This window comes from Methanosarcina sediminis (genome assembly GCF_052056915.1).
In the GTDB taxonomy this organism is placed as follows: Archaea; Halobacteriota; Methanosarcinia; order Methanosarcinales; family Methanosarcinaceae; genus MTP4.
In genome coordinates this window covers 3,438,847-3,454,640 of record NZ_CP195119.1, presented here as the reverse complement: position 1 = coordinate 3,454,640, position 15,794 = coordinate 3,438,847, and the positions used below count along the sequence as shown (strand labels likewise).

At 47.4% G+C, this 15,794-nt stretch carries 14 protein-coding genes; 11 read left to right on the top strand and 3 right to left on the bottom strand.

The window, feature by feature from the left end; translation table 11 throughout:
• The first annotated feature begins 44 nt into the window (after positions 1-44).
• Positions 45-1,301 (top strand): hydroxymethylglutaryl-CoA reductase (NADPH), encoded by a 1,257-nt coding sequence (gene hmgA, locus ACSAZK_RS15140; RefSeq protein ID WP_440954891.1) that lies wholly within the window; start codon positions 45-47, stop codon positions 1,299-1,301.
• Between the two features lie 490 nt (positions 1,302-1,791).
• Here hmgA and ACSAZK_RS15135 read toward each other — a convergent pair whose 3' ends face one another.
• The gene (locus ACSAZK_RS15135; RefSeq protein WP_440954890.1) at positions 1,792-1,995 is read right to left on the bottom strand and encodes a hypothetical protein; all 204 of its coding nucleotides are present in this window, start codon (positions 1,993-1,995) and stop codon (positions 1,792-1,794) included.
• A 553-nt stretch (positions 1,996-2,548) separates the two neighbouring features.
• Here ACSAZK_RS15135 and ACSAZK_RS15130 point away from each other — a divergent pair.
• From ACSAZK_RS15130 to ACSAZK_RS15085, 10 genes are all read left to right on the top strand, one after another.
• A complete protein-coding gene (locus ACSAZK_RS15130; RefSeq protein WP_440957040.1) occupies positions 2,549-4,273 on the top strand; it encodes a 2-oxoacid:acceptor oxidoreductase subunit alpha in 1,725 nt (574 codons plus the stop codon).
• The gene (locus ACSAZK_RS15125; protein WP_440954889.1) at positions 4,260-5,111 is read left to right on the top strand and encodes a 2-oxoacid:ferredoxin oxidoreductase subunit beta; all 852 of its coding nucleotides are present in this window, start codon (positions 4,260-4,262) and stop codon (positions 5,109-5,111) included. The genes ACSAZK_RS15130 and ACSAZK_RS15125 overlap by 14 nt, the downstream gene beginning before the upstream one ends.
• A 481-nt stretch (positions 5,112-5,592) precedes the next feature.
• A complete protein-coding gene (locus ACSAZK_RS15120; protein ID WP_440954888.1) occupies positions 5,593-6,183 on the top strand; it encodes an archaellin/type IV pilin N-terminal domain-containing protein in 591 nt (196 codons plus the stop codon).
• 102 nt (positions 6,184-6,285) lie between these two features.
• Positions 6,286-7,020 (top strand): FlaD/FlaE family flagellar protein, encoded by a 735-nt coding sequence (locus ACSAZK_RS15115; RefSeq protein WP_440954887.1) that lies wholly within the window; start codon positions 6,286-6,288, stop codon positions 7,018-7,020.
• 70 nt (positions 7,021-7,090) lie between these two features.
• Complete coding sequence (locus ACSAZK_RS15110; RefSeq protein WP_440954886.1) at positions 7,091-7,591, top strand: hypothetical protein; 501 nt, start codon at positions 7,091-7,093, stop codon at positions 7,589-7,591.
• Positions 7,591-8,109 carry a hypothetical protein gene (locus ACSAZK_RS15105; RefSeq protein WP_440954885.1) on the top strand — a complete coding sequence of 173 codons (519 nt, stop codon included), beginning with the start codon at positions 7,591-7,593 and terminating at the stop codon, positions 8,107-8,109. The genes ACSAZK_RS15110 and ACSAZK_RS15105 overlap by 1 nt, the downstream gene beginning before the upstream one ends.
• A gap of 119 nt (positions 8,110-8,228) precedes the next feature.
• Positions 8,229-9,035 (top strand): ATPase domain-containing protein, encoded by an 807-nt coding sequence (locus tag ACSAZK_RS15100; protein WP_440954884.1) that lies wholly within the window; start codon positions 8,229-8,231, stop codon positions 9,033-9,035.
• A 230-nt stretch (positions 9,036-9,265) separates the two neighbouring features.
• On the top strand, positions 9,266-11,248 hold the full coding sequence (locus ACSAZK_RS15095) for a type II/IV secretion system ATPase subunit (protein WP_440954883.1): 1,983 nt from the start codon (positions 9,266-9,268) through the stop codon (positions 11,246-11,248).
• Entirely contained in the window at positions 11,245-12,876 is a 1,632-nt protein-coding gene (gene flaJ, locus ACSAZK_RS15090; RefSeq protein WP_440954882.1) for an archaellar assembly protein FlaJ, read from the top strand. Before ACSAZK_RS15095 ends, flaJ begins: the two co-directional genes overlap by 4 nt.
• A gap of 11 nt (positions 12,877-12,887) precedes the next feature.
• On the top strand, positions 12,888-13,799 hold the full coding sequence (locus ACSAZK_RS15085) for a hypothetical protein (protein WP_440954881.1): 912 nt from the start codon (positions 12,888-12,890) through the stop codon (positions 13,797-13,799).
• Between the two features lie 140 nt (positions 13,800-13,939).
• Here the strand turns inward: ACSAZK_RS15085 and ACSAZK_RS15080 are convergent, their stop codons facing one another.
• Complete coding sequence (locus ACSAZK_RS15080; RefSeq protein WP_440954880.1) at positions 13,940-14,158, bottom strand: hypothetical protein; 219 nt, start codon at positions 14,156-14,158, stop codon at positions 13,940-13,942.
• Between the two features lie 183 nt (positions 14,159-14,341).
• On the bottom strand, positions 14,342-15,574 hold the full coding sequence (hacA, locus tag ACSAZK_RS15075) for a homoaconitase large subunit (RefSeq protein ID WP_440957039.1): 1,233 nt from the start codon (positions 15,572-15,574) through the stop codon (positions 14,342-14,344).
• Between the last annotated feature and the right edge of the window lie 220 nt (positions 15,575-15,794).

Here is a 15,794-nt window from a genome sequence, read left to right as displayed (position 1 = left end):
TACGCCTATTGAAACAAGATAAGGACCCAGATTTCGGTGATTCCATGCCTCTAGAAAGCTATGAACTTGATGAAAATGAAAAACTTCTTTTACAGAAAATCCTGGACGGAGATATCGCCCTTCGCAAAATTGAAGAAGTTGCGGACCCTGAAACTGCCGTAAAGCTCAGGAGGCTTGCGATTCAGGAGTTTGCAAAACTTGAGTTCGAACATATCCAGAACTTTTCCTTCGATGTGGAGGCTACAACAAAGAAGAATATCGAAAACATGATCGGGGCAATCCAGCTCCCCCTGGGGGTTGCGGGGCGTCTGAAAGTAAACGGGGAATACGCAGACTCTGAGTACTATGTACCCCTTGCCACGACCGAAGGAGCCCTGGTGGCAAGCGTAAACCGCGGCTGTTCAGCCATTACGAAATGCGGGGGAGCAAATGTCAGGATCTTCGAGGATGAAATGACACGGGCTCCTGTTTTCAAACTGGAAAACCTGGACCGTGCTAAAAAGTTCTATGAATGGGTAAAAAGTCCCGCAATTTTCGAACAGATGAAAGAGGTCGCCGAAAAGACCACACGCTTCGGGAAACTCCTCAGTGTAAAACCTTTCGTTGCCGGGACCTATGTATACCTGAGGTTCTCCTATGACACAAAGGACGCCATGGGCATGAACATGGTGACCATAGCAACTAACGCCGTACTCCACCTGATCGAGGACGAATTCGGAGCAGAACCGATTTCCCTGTCAGGCAACATGTGCACCGATAAAAAGCCGGCATCGATAAACACCATCCTTGGGAGAGGAAGGACTGTTGTGGCTGAGGTGACCATCCCCGCAGAAATCGTAAAAAATACCTTGAAATGCACTCCTGAGTCCATGGTCGAGGTGAACTACAGCAAGAACCTTCTGGGCTCGGCAAGAGCAGGAGCGATCGGTTTCAATGCCCATGCCGCAAACATCATTGCCGCAATCTACCTTGCCTGCGGACAGGACGCAGCCCACGTTGTCGAAGGCAGCACCGCAATCACGAGCATGGAACTTACAAAATATGAGGAAATCCACTGCACAGTAACCCTTCCTGCCCTTCCCCTGGGAACCGTGGGAGGAGGAACGGGCCTGGGTACCCAGAGGGAATGCCTGAACCTCCTCGGGGCCGCAGGCGCAGGGGATCCCCCGGGAGCAAATGCCAGAAAGCTTGCGGAAATCATTGCAGCCGCCGTGCTTGCAGGAGAAATCTCCCTGATAGGAGCCCAGGCCGCAGGCCACCTTGCCAGGGCACACGCCCAGCTCGGCCGCGGGAAGTTCTAAAAAAAGATTCAATATCTTCTTTTTCTCTTTCTTTTTTTGCAGTAAAAAACCCAATATTCAGAAAAGTTTCGGCTTTTTAGTTTTGGGATTTTTATATATCTCAGGCAATCATGGTATTAACCTGCTCAGGTTCCCGTTTATGCTTTTACCTGCCAGAGATATCTTGGGTTTATTATACTTTCAGCTATTATTAAATTTTTGTTCAAAGTAGAAACGCTTATTACAGTATACGCTTCTAAATAGAATATGGCGACATGCATGAGCAACCCCATTGATAATCTGGCCTGTGCAGTTACTATTATTATATGTTTTGCAATATTGTACACATTGCTGCATATGGAAATACTAATTCTAGGACTTGTTCTAGTAGCCTGTTTTCTTTTCGGGAAAACACTATATTTATTTTAAGCCTTTTTTATTTGAGAACTTTCTATTTTGAGAACTATCAGGCATCTCAAAAATTTAACACATTCAAATTAACAAATTAGCATCAGAACCCGTCATCAAGCTCATCGTCCTCGTTTTCAAGGAAATAATCGCTCAGTGAAAGGAAAATAATTCCGATTAAGACCGTTATTCCACCGAGAACCTTGTTAATAGTAAAGAGAACAGCTCCAATAAAGATAAGGGGAAAGCCAAGTGCTACGCCCCTCCCTTTCAGGAAGAAATTTTTTACAGAGTCGTGCAGCGTCATTTTAACTTATTCTCCTCCGCTGTCCGGAACCTCTACATTTATCCTTTAATTAGGACACCAGCCAGCAGAACCTTTTTCGTATCCGGGAGGAATTTCAACTTCCCTCAGAAGAAGACCTGATAAATATGAAAATTTATATCTTTGAGTTTACCCTACCTTTTTTTGAATAAAGGTAATTCATCTATTAGTACTTGAATATCTCGTTTTTTTCTTTGGGAAACCCTGTTCATTTCAGTAACGGAAGCAAGATTATATAAGATCCAATATAATATATTATATGGGGGCCGGATAAGGAGAGCAGTGGAAACGCACATGGAAAAGATAAAAAATGTGCATCCCGCATAATGATAGGGGAGTGAATCTCAGTTTCTAGAATTCAGTTATCAGAATTCAGTTATCAGAATTCGGAGTTTATTTTTAATAATTAATGTTTGACGGCATAGTTCTGATTCGAACAGTAATAGAAACTCGGATTCCATTTTTAATTATTAATGTTCAGCGGTTATGTTCTGATTCGAACAAAAATTAACAGAAAATACAGGGGGTAAAATTTCTGGACTACACCCTACGGGTAGGGGGAGAAGCAGGGCAGGGTCTGCAGACCATTGGAGGCGCTCTTGCAAAAGTCTTTTCCCGAAACGGTTTTCATGTATTTACGCACCAGGACTACATGTCCCGGATCCGCGGAGGACATAATTTTTACCAGGTCCGCTTTTCAGACAGGCGGGTGACGGCGTCCAGGGACGTTCTGGACATCCTTGTAGCCCTTGACCTGAACACAATCGAGACGCACAGGAAAAGCCTGGGAGAAGAGGGGATAATCCTCTACGATTCCGAAAGCATCAAAAAGACATTCGAAGAGCCGGAATTCATAGACGTACCTTTCAAGAAAATCGCCCTTGATGTGGGGAAGAACAGGGTAATGGTAAATACCGTGGCAACGGGAGCCGTGCTGGGGATACTGGGGATGGGGCTGGAAGCCCTGGAAAGAATCCTGAAAACGGCATTCAAGAAGAAAGGGGAAGAAATAATAGAGAAAAACATTGCCTGTGCCCGGGCAGGATACGATTACGCCCTTTCCAGCTGTCCCCGCTGTGAAGCGTTCAGGCTTGAGGAAACAGGGAACAGGAAACTCATGCTGATAAACGGGCTCCAGGCAATAGGGCTGGGAGCCCTTATGTCCGGCTGCAAGTTCTATTCCGCCTACCCGATGACACCTTCCACCGGGATCATGAATTTCCTTGCTTCAAAGGCAGGGGAACACGGGATAATTGTCGAACAGGCGGAAGACGAGGTAGCAGCCATTAACATGGCGATAGGCGCCTCTTTTGCCGGGGTAAGAGCCATGACAGGGACCTCGGGAGGGGGCTTTGCCCTGATGGTAGAAGGGCTCTCCCTGGCAGGCATGACCGAGACCCCGATCGTGATTGCCGAAATACAGCGCCCGGGCCCGGCAACAGGCCTTCCAACCCGGACCGAACAGGCAGACCTCCTCTTTGTCCTTTATGCGGGACACGGAGAGTTTCCAAGGGTAATCTTCGACCCGGGAACCCCGAAGCAGGCTTTCCACCTGACAAACAAAGCCTTCGAACTTGCGGAGAAGTACCAGGTTCCCGTCTTTATCCAGTCCGATCAGTACCTTGGAGATTCCCAGTGGACCTTTGAGGACTTCGACCCGGGACGACTTATCTACAATGATTACCGCCTCCGTGAAGCGGACCTTGAAGGTTCCGGGGAATACAAACGCCATGCCTTATCCGGCACAGGCGTCTCCCTCCTTGCAGTCCCGGGAGAAGCCGGGAAACACCTGGTCGTAACAGACAGTGATGAACACGATGAGAAAGGGCATATCATTGAAGACTCGGAAACCCGGATAGAAATGGTCCGGAAAAGGCTCCTGGAAAAAATGCCCCTTATCCGGAAAGAAATGGAAGCTCCGTACCTTTATGGGGACGCATCCCCAAAAATCGTGCTTGTGGGACACGGCTCTACCTACGGGGTGATAAGAGAGGTAGTGGACATATTTTCAAAAGAGCAGAAAATTTCGATGCTGCATTTCAGCGAAATATACCCTCTCCCGGAAAGAGACAGGTTCGACTATCTGGACCTTCTGGAAAATGCAGACCTTGCAATCTGCATAGAAAACAATGCCATCGGCCAGTTTGCAAAGCTTTTCAGGGCCGAGACAGGGTTTGAGTTTGCGCACCTGATCACGCGGTACGACGGGAGGCCCTTTACCGTTGAATACCTGAAGGAGGAGTTGCATGCCTACATTTGAAGCCTATGAAGGCCAGGTCCCTGCCTGGTGCCCGGGCTGCGGGAACTTCCAGATCCTCTCAAGCCTCAAACAGGCGCTGGTAGAACTGGACATAGAACCCTGGGAAGTCCTGCTCGTCTCAGGGATAGGGCAGAGCGGGAAATTGCCTCACTATATGAAATGCCACACCTTCAACGGGCTGCACGGAAGGACTCTCCCTGTCGCTACAGCCACCAGACTCGCCAACGACGCCCTGCACGTAATCGCCGTTGCCGGGGACGGGGACTGCTACGGAGAAGGAGGAAACCATTTCATCCACGCCATCCGCAGAAACCCGAACGTTACCCTGCTCGTGCACAACAACCAGATCTACGGGCTGACCAAGGGCCAGGCCTCCCCTACCTCGGACCAGGGCACCCGTTCGAAGGTCCAGCCCTTCGGCTCCCTCTCGGAACCCATGAACCCGCTTGCCCTGGCAATCTCCCTGGACTGCAGCTTTGTCGCCAGGGGCTTTGCAGGCGATCCCGAGTACCTGAAAGACCTGATGAAAGCCGCCATTTCCCACAAAGGTTTCGCCCTTCTGGACGTCCTCCAGCCCTGCGTGACCTTCAACAAGGTAAATACCTTCAAATGGTACAGGGACAGGGTGTACAAACTAGAAGAGGAATACGGCCCCTCCGACCGTCTCAAAGCCTTTGAAAGAGCCCTGGAATGGGGAGAAAGGATCCCTAACGGAATTTTCTTTAAAAACAACCGGAAAACACTGGAGGAACTGGTACCGATGATTCAGGAAAAAACTCTTGTCAGGCAGAAGTTTTCCCCTGAAGAAACGAAGCGTGAGTTGGAAAAATTTTATTAACTCCACCCCCAAATTTTTTATTTAGATTGTATTAATACATATACAGTTTAATTTATTGAATCGAACATATATTTTACAAAATAAAAATATCTTACCTGCATACAACATAAAAAATATTAAAAATCCGTTATAAGAGATTGGTAAAAACTCCCAAAAACTGAAGGCTGCTCCTCCAAAGTTCCTGAAATTTGAAATATCAATTCTCAAAATAAGCCCAGGATTAAACAATTTATTGGTTTAAATTCAATTTTTTTTGAATAAATGCAGATATAGTAACTATAAAATTATTTGGGCAAAGTTAATATGTTAGTAAAGTTATACTATCTGTTGTAAAATTGTGGGTATGTATATAGGGGTCATTTACTGGAAGAACTGCTAACTGCCCAATAGCCATGAGGCTCAAACCCAGGGTAGGGAGGCGGGGTCTTTAGTGATTTCTATATATTTTTATTCAAAAACAAAGAAATATGAGGAGTGAAACATGAAAGGGATTTTTAGTATATTCAGTAAAGACGAAAGGGCTTTCACCGGGCTCGAATCAGCAATCGTGCTGACCGCCTTTGTCGTGGTGGCAGCCGTATTCTCTTACGTGGTCCTCGGAGCAGGGTTTACAACCTCCGACACCGCCAAAGCGACCATTGACGAGGGTGTCAAGCAGGCATCATCCTCAGTACAACTTGCAGGTGATGTGATCGCTAAGGAGAGTGGAAACACCAGTACAGTTGGGCAGATTCTTGTGACCCTCCAGCTTACTGCAGGACAGGCCCCTGTGGATATTGGAACCAATAGCAATGCTGGAATGATGGTCGTATCCTACGCTGACAGCAGTGTTTACAACGAAAGTGTAACATGGAGCAAGGTTTTTGTCGGCGATGACGACGGGGATAGTGTTCTGGAGCAGCACGAAAAGGTGCAGTTGACTATAACTGTTCCTTCAGGTTCCGAATTGTCTACTGCTAGCACTGCAGTTAATCAGGAATTCAGGATTGAAGTAAAACCGAAAGTAGGAGCAATTCTCCCACTTACCAGGACTACACCTCCGCAGATAGACACTGTCATGAACCTGAAATAAGCTCGAAAATAGGGGAAATTATCCCCACCCCCTCTCTTTTTATTACTTTCAGTAACTTGAGGGACCGGATGAGGGGTATTCACCTTTTTTCAGGTGTTTAGCATGGAACTGGATAAAAGAGTAACCGGACTTGAAACTGAATTCAAGATTTTAAAAGGGGAAATGAGAGAGTTACTCGTAGATATCAGGGACCAGATGAACAGGACGGATAATCCTTTCTGCGGGATCCAGAGCCAGGGAGCACCGAAGATCGAGGCAGCGAAAAAAGAGGTGCCAGTGGAGGGAGAAAATGCCGAAGAAAAGGTCCCGAAAGAGGGATTTGAAAGCCCTTCCACGGTTCAGGGAAACTCCCAGGCTGATAAGGACCGGAAGAAGAGAATCGAAGGAAATCAAGATGCTATCAACCAGGATGCAATCCAACCTGCATGGGAGAGCGTGAAACAGGAAGGAAAGACACCGGTAATTCCTGCCCAGGAACTTGAGGTTTCCGGGCAAAAAGAGATAGACACCCCCATGATCGTGGAACTGATGCGCTGGGTGGATTATGCGGTCAGGACTGTCGGGCACAGCAATCTTGATGAGCTCCTGAACCTCTACAACGTCACTGGACACCTTTCCGATGAGTTAAAGGGTGTTCTTCAGAATATTGCAAATCTTTCCATTGAAGAACCTGCCGAGGAAAGCAGAGTAAGCATGAAGGAAAACATAGTGGTGCTTTCGCATTTGAGTGCAATCCTGAATCCGGGGAAATCCGGAGGAAGAATCCAGCCTATCTATGGGGAGACCGGCTGGGAAGGGGAGAAAAAAGACAAAAAAACAGAACTGGCTTTTAACTGAATTCGAGAAAAAAGGATAGAGAGAAAAAAGGGAAAAGGCCAGGCCAGGAAATAAGCCGGGGGGCAAACTATTGAGTGGGGATTCGATAAGTGCTGCGATTCTAACGACAGCTTCCGTAATCTGTGCATTTGCATTTATTTCAGCCGTGTACCCTTCCGTCATTACCGCAGGGGACCCCATCATGAGCCGCGCAGACGCAATGGGGGACCAGATCCTGACAGATACGGCGATCCTTCATGAAATGGTTAGCTCCGATGAAACGGAGGTCTGCGTCTGGGTCAAGAACATAGGTTGCAGCCAGATATCCTCAGGTCTGATAGATGAATCAGACCTTTTTTTCGGCATGTCCGGGAACTTTGAGCGGATACCTTATGACGAAAGCGCAAGTTCGACGCCGACCTGGAGCTATTCAATAGAACAGGGTACGGATGACAACTGGGACACCGGAGAGACGCTTAAAATCACAATTAAACTTTCAGAATCTTATGCGTTTGTAAACGGAGAAAAATACTTCATCAAGTTCAATGCGTACAACGGAGTTTCGGAAGAGACCTATTTCACGGTGGCATAATGGGGTTTGGGTCAATCATTGCAGCAATGGTCTCGGTTTCAGCCATCCTTCTTACATCCTATGTCTGCTCAAGAGGAGGGTTTTACATGGCAGACGTGCTTTCGGATTCTTTCGTGGAGATGCAGGAAAACAAAAACGAGATGCTCAAAACAGAAATAGAGATCATAGGGGCCACAACAGACGGTGTTGACATCCTTCTTTCCGTTAATAACACCGGAGCCGTGAAAATCGGGGATTTCGAATATATGGATGTGATCGTCCTGTACTGCAACTCATCCAACACAACAAAAACCATCTGGGCTCCGTACCAGGGAGAAACTGCCCCTCTTGCCGGGAACCACTGGAAGGTGCACAGCATTTCCCCCGACCTGATAAACCCCGGGATCTTTGACCCAGGGGAGATAATGGAAATGCAGGTCAGGCTGAATGCCTCAGATCCCATAGGGAACAACAGTGAAAACTGGATACAGGTAACAACCCCGAATGGAGCGGGAGATTCGGTATATTTTAAAAGGTAGAAATGAAACCCGTTAAGATTAGTAAAGAAGGGGATTGAGAACTGAAAGGTAATCCATAAAGATTGGTGTAGAAAAGGGACATTAAAAACTGAAAAATAAAGAATTGGATGGGGAAAGAGATGAGTGACAGGGCTCCGGGGGAGGAAATTCAGGGGAATGGACCATTATTTGGCGCAGAGGAATCCCTTGAAGAAATGCTAGAAGAAATTACGGGGGAGGAAAAAGCCCCTCTTGAGGTCATATCTTTTGGACACCTGGAGATCGACAGGAAGATGGAAGGAGGCGTACCGGTTGGTTCCCTGAGCCTGCTTGAAGGAGGAAACAATAGTGGCAAATCCATCCTCCTGCAGCAAATTATGTGGGGAGCCCTGGACCAGGGAAAAACCGTGCTCGCCCTTACGACTGAAAAGACAGCAAAAGATATGCTGAGGCAGATGGAAAAGCTGGCCCTTGACGTCTACGACTATTTCATAATAGGAAGGTCCAGAATACTCGAAATAGACGCTAACTACATTGAAGAAAATCCCCAAATTAGCGAAAAACTGCTCCTGATGCTCCTCGAATGCATCAAAAGAAGTGAAGAAGAGCTTGTACTTATCGATTCCCTGACAGCTTTTGTCGTGAATTCCCCGGAAAATTCCATATTAAACTTTTTTACCGAATGTGTAAAGCTCTGCGATAGGGGAAAAACCATCCTCATAAGCGTCCACGGTTATTCGTTCTCAGAAGCAATTCTCTCCCGGATAAGGTCAATCTGCGACGCCTACATGGAACTCAGAATAGAACATGTGGGGGACCAGTGGATAAAGACCATGGAAATCCAGAAGCTCCGGGGAGCAAGGAAGGAAATCGGCAACATGCTGAGTTTTGATGTGGAAAGCGAATACGGGTTGAAAATCATCCCGGTCTCGAAAGTTAAGGCCTGAAAAAGGAAATCCGCTAACTCCTGGAAATACGAAGATAGGAGGAAGACCAGTAGAAGAAAAGTTAGTAGACCAAAAAAGATCAGCAGAAAAAACAGCTGAAACTGAAAAACATAAAGCAGTGGAACCTGAAAACCGGGACTTAAACATACTGGAGAAAAGTGAAGGGTCCGGAAGAAGCGGTAGAAAGATTTCGGCGACAGGAGAACGAAAAACCGGATGAGGATTTGAAAATGGAAGCTCTGCCTTTTGACCCGCTGCCTAGCCCGGATAACGGCGGACGTTCCCGAAAGCAAGTGTATGCCAGGCTTTCTCCCGAATTTAAGGAATTCGTGGACAGGGAAGAAAACCGCCACATCCTTGACTACCTGTGCAGGGTTCCACTTGAAGAAATCGGCATTCCGGAATTCTATCCCCATATATCAAGGGCTTTGAAAAACAAGAGGTTCCCCAACCTGATCTACCCCATAGGAGGAGGGCTTGCTGTCCATATTTATCCGGATAATGAAGACATGAGAAACTACTACATCCCTATCGAACCTTCTATTTTCCAGAATGTGGACAGCCTCCTTACAGATGTGGAAAGAGTGCTTGTAGACGTTGTCCAGGACCTGGAAGTAAATACGAAAGACCCTGAAGAGAGAAAGAGACTGCTGGAAAAAGTGCTTGAAAAGGTCTGCATTGTAGATGAAACAGTAGAGAGAAATGCAGGGGAAAAAACAGAGGAAAAAACAGGAGGAAGTGCAGAAGGAAATGCAGGGAAAGATGCAGAGGGAGGTGCAGGGAGAAAAGAAGAGAAAAAAACAGGGTGGCGAAAGGGAAAAAATACGGGGAAACAAAAAAGGGAAAAGAGAAAAAAATCAAGAGAAACGGAAAGAAGCGGGGGGGAAGAAACAGAACAGGGTAGCAGGGAAAAAGTGAGTGAAAAGGATGAAGACGCAAAGGGTCTCTTAAACAAATGTTTCAGGAATGTCGGCAAGGTTTTCAATAATAAAAGTAAGCAGCAAGTTCGATTGACGCCCGAAGAATTCAGGGCCGTCAAATACCTCATGATCAGGGATAAGGTAGGGATGGGAGTGCTGGAACCCCTGCTTAAGGACACTAACATAGAAGATATTACCTGCAGCGGGCTTGGCAGGATTTTTGTAGAACACAAGGTCTTTGCAGCCCTGAAGACGACAAACTCGTTCCAGGAGATGGAGGAACTCAACTCTTTTGTCATACAGATGTCCGAAAAGGTGGGAAAACCCATTACCTACCGGGACCCCATCGTTGATACCGCACTTCCTGACGGGTCCAGGATCAACATCGTCTTCGGGGAAGATGTCTCAAAGCGGGGCAGCAACTTCACAATCAGGAAGTTCATGGGAACCCCAATCTCAATCCTCGAGCTGATCGAATTCGGGACACTCGACTACACCATGGCTGCTTACATGTGGATGATGCTCAGGGCAGGGATGAACTGCTTCGTTTCCGGGGAAACGGCTTCGGGAAAAACCACCATGATGAACGCAGTGACCACTTTTCTTCCTCCCAATTCAAAGATCGTCTCCATTGAAGATACCCCGGAACTGCAGGTACCACATAAGAACTGGACCCGGGAAGTCACGAGGACCTCCAGGGAAGAAAGCAACTCCGAGGTTTCGATGTTCGACCTTTTGAAAGCAGCTCTCCGCCAGCGCCCGAACGAGATAATGATCGGGGAAATCCGCGGCGTTGAAGGGAACATTGCCTTCCAGGCCATGCAGACAGGGCACCCGGTCATGTCCACATTCCATGCCGCCTCCGTTGAAAAGCTGATCCAGAGGCTAACCGGGGATCCCATCAGCGTCCCTAAAAATTATGTGGATAACCTGAACGTGGTTCTCATCCAGAGCGCGGTAAACGTGCCCGGAAAAGGGCTCGGCAGAAGGGTGCTCACCGTAAACGAAATAGTGGGCTATGACTCCATAAACCAGGCTTTCAATTTCATGGACATTTTCAAATGGGACCCTGCCACTGACACATTCAAATTTACGGGGAAGAACAATTCCTACCTGCTGGAGCAAAAGATCGCCCCACGCATGGGAATCCCGGAAAACCAGGTAAGGAAGATCTATGCGGAACTTGACAAAAGGGCAAAAATCCTCAGGAAAATTCACCAGGCAAATATCATCAATTTCTATGACCTGTTTGACATGCTGATCCGGGTCGAGGAAGCGGGGGTGACACAATGAATATAGTTCGAAGGATCGGCAATCCGGGGATAGGAGAAAAGTTCGGCAACTCAGAGAAGGGGGAAAAGTTTAGCTTTGCAGAATTAGGAAAAAAGTTTAGCAGTGCAGGAATGGGGAAAAAGTTCGACATTGAAGAAATAAGAAAAAAGCTGGACGGCGTGAAAGTAGTTGAAAGGGTCAGCGACGACATGCTTTTCCTGCTCACGTACATGGCGGCGATTTCCACAGCGGATATCGAAAGGGACAGGATCTTCGATCACGCCGGAGCCCAGAAGGAATACGAAGCCTCGGTATATTTCAAGCAGGTCCATACCCTTGCTTCGAAGTGGGGGTACGAATATGCAAAAGCCTGCAAGTACATCTCGCAAAAAATGCAGGACGCTTACCTATCGAAATTTTTCGGCAGAATGGCAAACATCCTCTCGTCGGGGGAGCCGGAAAAAAAATTCCTGAAACACGAAAAAATCACAAAGGAAGAGATATATTCGAGTGAATACGAACGAAGTGTGGAGGCTCTGAGGAAATGGACCGACGGGTACACCGCCCTCATGGTGTCAATGACCCTTGTGGTGACCATCATCCTCGTATCCGTGATGATCTACAATATAGGAAACCTGGAAACTCTCGCCTCGATGACAGTCCTTTTAACGGTTTTTACCTGCGGCCTGGCCCTTTACATAATATACAAAGCAGCCCCCGCCGAAAAGAAGATCCATAAGCTCCAGCACAGGTCAAAGGAACAAAAAAATATAGAGCTCTTAACCCGCGCCCTCCTTCCACTGGGAATGCTTTCCATAAGCTTCCTTTTCATCCACGGGACAAAGGTAGAACTGATCCTGCTGGCCGTTCCCCTGTTCACACTTCCTATCGGTGTCCTTGCGATGATCGATGACATGAAAATAGACGAGAGGGACAGCAGTTTCCCTGCCTTCGTGAAGACCCTGGGAACCCTTGCCGGGACTGCGGGGCTCACTATCAGCAGTGCAATGGAGAACCTGGACAGGGAAAACGTGGGCTGCCTGGAGAGAGGCGTTGAAACACTGCACCAGGGCCTTTCCATGGGGCTCAAAACAAGCCTTTGCTGGGAAAAGTTCGTGGGGGAAACGGGTTCAGAACTGATCAACAGGTCCTCGAAAATCTTTACCGATGCCGTCGAACTGGGGGGAGACCCTGCGGAAATAGGAAGCATTGTTTCTTCCTCAAGCCTTGCAATAGTCCTGCTCCGGATGAAGCGGAAACTGGTCAGTTCGGGCTTTCGCGGGCTTGCCACAGTCCTGCACGGGGTTATGGTAGGGCTCCTTATCTTTGTCATGGAAATTATCCGTAAATTCAGTGAGCTTGTATCGACCATGAACGAGGCACACAGCTCGATGCAAGGAGACATGAGCGGGATTTCCGATATGGGAATGTGCATGTTCAATGTGACGGAAAAAGTCCCTTTTCTTGACAGCTTCACAATTGCAATCGTGCTTACCCTCACGATCTCAAACGCAATGGTCGTAAAAATCGTGGAAGGGGGGGGAAACTACAAGTTATTTTTTTATGGGGGGCTCATGTCGGGGATTTCAGGGATTTCAATGATCCTGGTTCCCCCCATAGTATCAACAATGTTCTCATTTGAGATTTAAGGAGGCAATGAATGGGAGTGTTCGGGAACCTCATCTTCAGGCTGAAATACGGAGATGAAAGCGATATAGAGAAACTGATGAAAAACAGGGAAGAAATCAGGGCTGAGATCAAAAGCCTGATGAAAAAGAAAAGGGAGATCGAAACCCGCATAGATAAAGTGCTTGCTGCCCAGGAAGAAACCAGGAAAAGGGTAGAGAAGCAAATGGAAATGGAGAAAAAAAGGAGGAAACAAAGGGCAGGGAAAGCAGGGGAAAAAACAGGAATCCTGGGAAAAACAGGAATATTAATGAGAATAGGGGGAAACCAGGATCAAGGGAGCGGGAAAAAAATCCCGGAGAAAGATGGAAAGAAACCAGAAATCCGGAAGAAAAAGGAAAGGAAAAAAGAAGAAATTTTCCTTCAGGAAGGACCTGAAGAGGCGAAAAAAGGGATCGATTCCGAAGTAGAGGAAGCAGCGGAACTTATGGCAGAAACAATTGAAGAGGCAGAGCTGGAAGCAGGATTGAAAACCGGAGGTAAAACAGGAGCAGACCCCGGAGAAAGAGCAGGAATTGGAACAGAAGTGGGAACAGAAGTGGGAACAGAAGTGGGAACAGAAGTGAAAACGGGAGTAGAAACAGAAGCAAGAGATAAGAAAACTCCCTCAGAGAAAACAGATAAATTCTCTGCTCTCTTCTCAAGCCAGATTTCCCCTGAAAATGAAGATGATTCCGAAAAAACAACAACGGATGAAAAAGGAAAAGATGGAAAAACGTCAGCAGACTTTTTCGGAGCCGACCTGCTAGAAGAGCTTCTTAATGATGATTCCCTCAATGAGGAAGAAGAACAGAGCATCTTGAAATTTATAGAGGATACAAGCACAGAGGAACTCATCAGTGGTTTAAGAGACGTGAGAGAGAAACTGTTCGTAGCAGGTTCATGAAGTAAAGAAACTGTAGTAAAGAAACTGTAGTAAAGAAACAAAATTAAAAAAAGGTGATGGGAATAGAGACACTTAAGGCTCCTTTCCCGGTGCTTAACAATCAGCATTTAAGGATAAAAAGTGTATTTCCAGATCAAAATTTAATCAAGATGGAAAAGCCCTTCCTTTGCCTTGGCCAGGTGCTCATTCGCCTCCTCGACTTTCTTAGCGGCTTCAAGGATTTCTTCAGAGGCATCAAGGAAGCCGTCTTTCTTGGCTTTCTGTGCCCATTCCACGAAGCTCTTGTTGTGGCTCTCATTATGTTCGATCCAGTGTGAAATCAAGTGTGAAAGCTTGTCTTTATCTAATTCTTCAGGCATTAGAAATTCCCTCCACTTTTTATATGCATTTCATTGTATAAATTCTCACTGGATGTGTCCCGGGTTTTTACAGTGTTACCATAAAGAGCAAAATGAGACTAAAAAAGAAGACGGAGAAGTTAAAAACGAAAAGGTAAGGAAAAGGTAGGGAAAAGGAATGAAAAAGAAAAGGGGAGAAAATATTTAAACTGTCCGGGGGTCAGTGATTTCTCCGGAAAGAGCCGAAGCCGCGGCTGTTGCGGGGGAGGCAAGGTAGATGAAACCTCCTTTTCCCATCCTGCCCCTGAAGTTCCGGTTGGCGGTGGAAACACAGACCTCCCCTTCCCCGAGCACACCCTGGTGGGCACCCAGGCAGGGCCCGCAGCCGGGAGTCGAGAGAGTTACCCCGGCTTTCAGGAGGGTCTGCATGGTCCCGTTTTCAATTGCCGCAAGGAGAGTCGAGCGGGATGCGGGGATCACGATGGTCCTGACAGCAACCTTTTTCCCTTTCAGTATCCCGGCTGCAACCTCCAGGTCTTCGAGCCTCCCGTTGGTGCAGGTCCCGATGAAGACCTGGTCCACATGGGTACCTTCCAGTTCCCCGACCGGCTTTACGTTGTCCACCTGGTGGGGGCAGGCAACCTGGGGTTCAATGTCCCCTGCATCATATGTAACTTCTTTAACATAGCTGGCATCAGGGTCGGCATAGACCGGATCAAAGGGTTCAGCTTCCCGGTTTTTCAGGAACTCGAAGGTCTTTCCGTCAGGAGGGACGATCCCCGATTTTGCCCCCATTTCGATTGCCATGTTGCACAGTGTCATCCTGCCCGAAACGGAAAGCCCGCTTATGGCAGGCCCGTAAAACTCCAAAGCCTTATAGGTCGCGCCTGCAATCCCGGTTTTTCCTATCAGGTAGAGGGTCAGGTCCTTTGCATAAACACCTTCCCCAAGTTCCCCTTCCACGGTCATCCTGATGCTTTCCGGCACTTTGAACCAGAGCTTGCCCGCGGCAAAGATCTCGGCCATGTCCGTTGCCCCGACCCCGGTAGCAAAAGCCCCGAAAGCCCCGTAGGTACAGGAATGGGAATCTGCTCCAACAACCAGCTTTCCCGGCAGAGCAAAACCGTTTTCAGGAAGGACCTGGTGGCAGATGCCCTCTCCCACTTCATAGAAGTTAGGGATCTGCTGCTCCTGAATCCAGTCCCGGATCTCGTGCTGGAGCCCGGCAGCCGTTTCATTGTTCGCAGGGGCAATGTGGTCAAAGGGAATTACGATCCTTTCAGGGTCCCAGACCTTTTCCACCTCCATTTCCTTAAAAGCCTTTACCGCCAGGATGGAGGTGCCATCGTGCGCCATTGCGTAGTCCACGTCTGCCAGCACAAAATCGTTTGCCTTTGCCTCGGTTCCCGTTGCCCGGGAAAAGATCTTCTCGCTGATAGTTCCCAAAAGTAAGTCTCCTTTCCGATGATGAAATGATAGTGAATGAGAGTTTGAAAGTGAATGGAAGTGAAAGAGAGTGAAATTTAAGGTTTGACTAAGGTTTCCTGAATCACAAATTCAGATTTCTGAACTCACAGTACCGAAATATAAATAATTAATGGATTTTCACGCTGGAATAAGGTCAAAAAAGGAAGTTGCGGAAAAAAGGTATTTTTTC

What these genes read in the sequence shown, in the direction of transcription:
- hmgA (WP_440954891.1), top strand. Translation starts at nt 45, where the DNA reads ATGCCTCTAGAAAGCTATGAACTTGATGAAAATGAAAAACTTCTTTTA.
- ACSAZK_RS15135 (WP_440954890.1), bottom strand. Translation starts at nt 1,995, where the DNA reads ATGACGCTGCACGACTCTGTAAAAAATTTCTTCCTGAAAGGGAGGGGC.
- ACSAZK_RS15125 (WP_440954889.1), top strand. Translation starts at nt 4,260, where the DNA reads ATGCCTACATTTGAAGCCTATGAAGGCCAGGTCCCTGCCTGGTGCCCG.
- ACSAZK_RS15120 (WP_440954888.1), top strand. Translation starts at nt 5,593, where the DNA reads ATGAAAGGGATTTTTAGTATATTCAGTAAAGACGAAAGGGCTTTCACC.
- ACSAZK_RS15115 (WP_440954887.1), top strand. Translation starts at nt 6,286, where the DNA reads ATGGAACTGGATAAAAGAGTAACCGGACTTGAAACTGAATTCAAGATT.
- ACSAZK_RS15105 (WP_440954885.1), top strand. Translation starts at nt 7,591, where the DNA reads ATGGGGTTTGGGTCAATCATTGCAGCAATGGTCTCGGTTTCAGCCATC.
- ACSAZK_RS15100 (WP_440954884.1), top strand. Translation starts at nt 8,229, where the DNA reads ATGAGTGACAGGGCTCCGGGGGAGGAAATTCAGGGGAATGGACCATTA.
- ACSAZK_RS15095 (WP_440954883.1), top strand. Translation starts at nt 9,266, where the DNA reads ATGGAAGCTCTGCCTTTTGACCCGCTGCCTAGCCCGGATAACGGCGGA.
- flaJ (WP_440954882.1), top strand. Translation starts at nt 11,245, where the DNA reads ATGAATATAGTTCGAAGGATCGGCAATCCGGGGATAGGAGAAAAGTTC.
- ACSAZK_RS15085 (WP_440954881.1), top strand. Translation starts at nt 12,888, where the DNA reads ATGGGAGTGTTCGGGAACCTCATCTTCAGGCTGAAATACGGAGATGAA.
- ACSAZK_RS15080 (WP_440954880.1), bottom strand. Translation starts at nt 14,158, where the DNA reads ATGCCTGAAGAATTAGATAAAGACAAGCTTTCACACTTGATTTCACAC.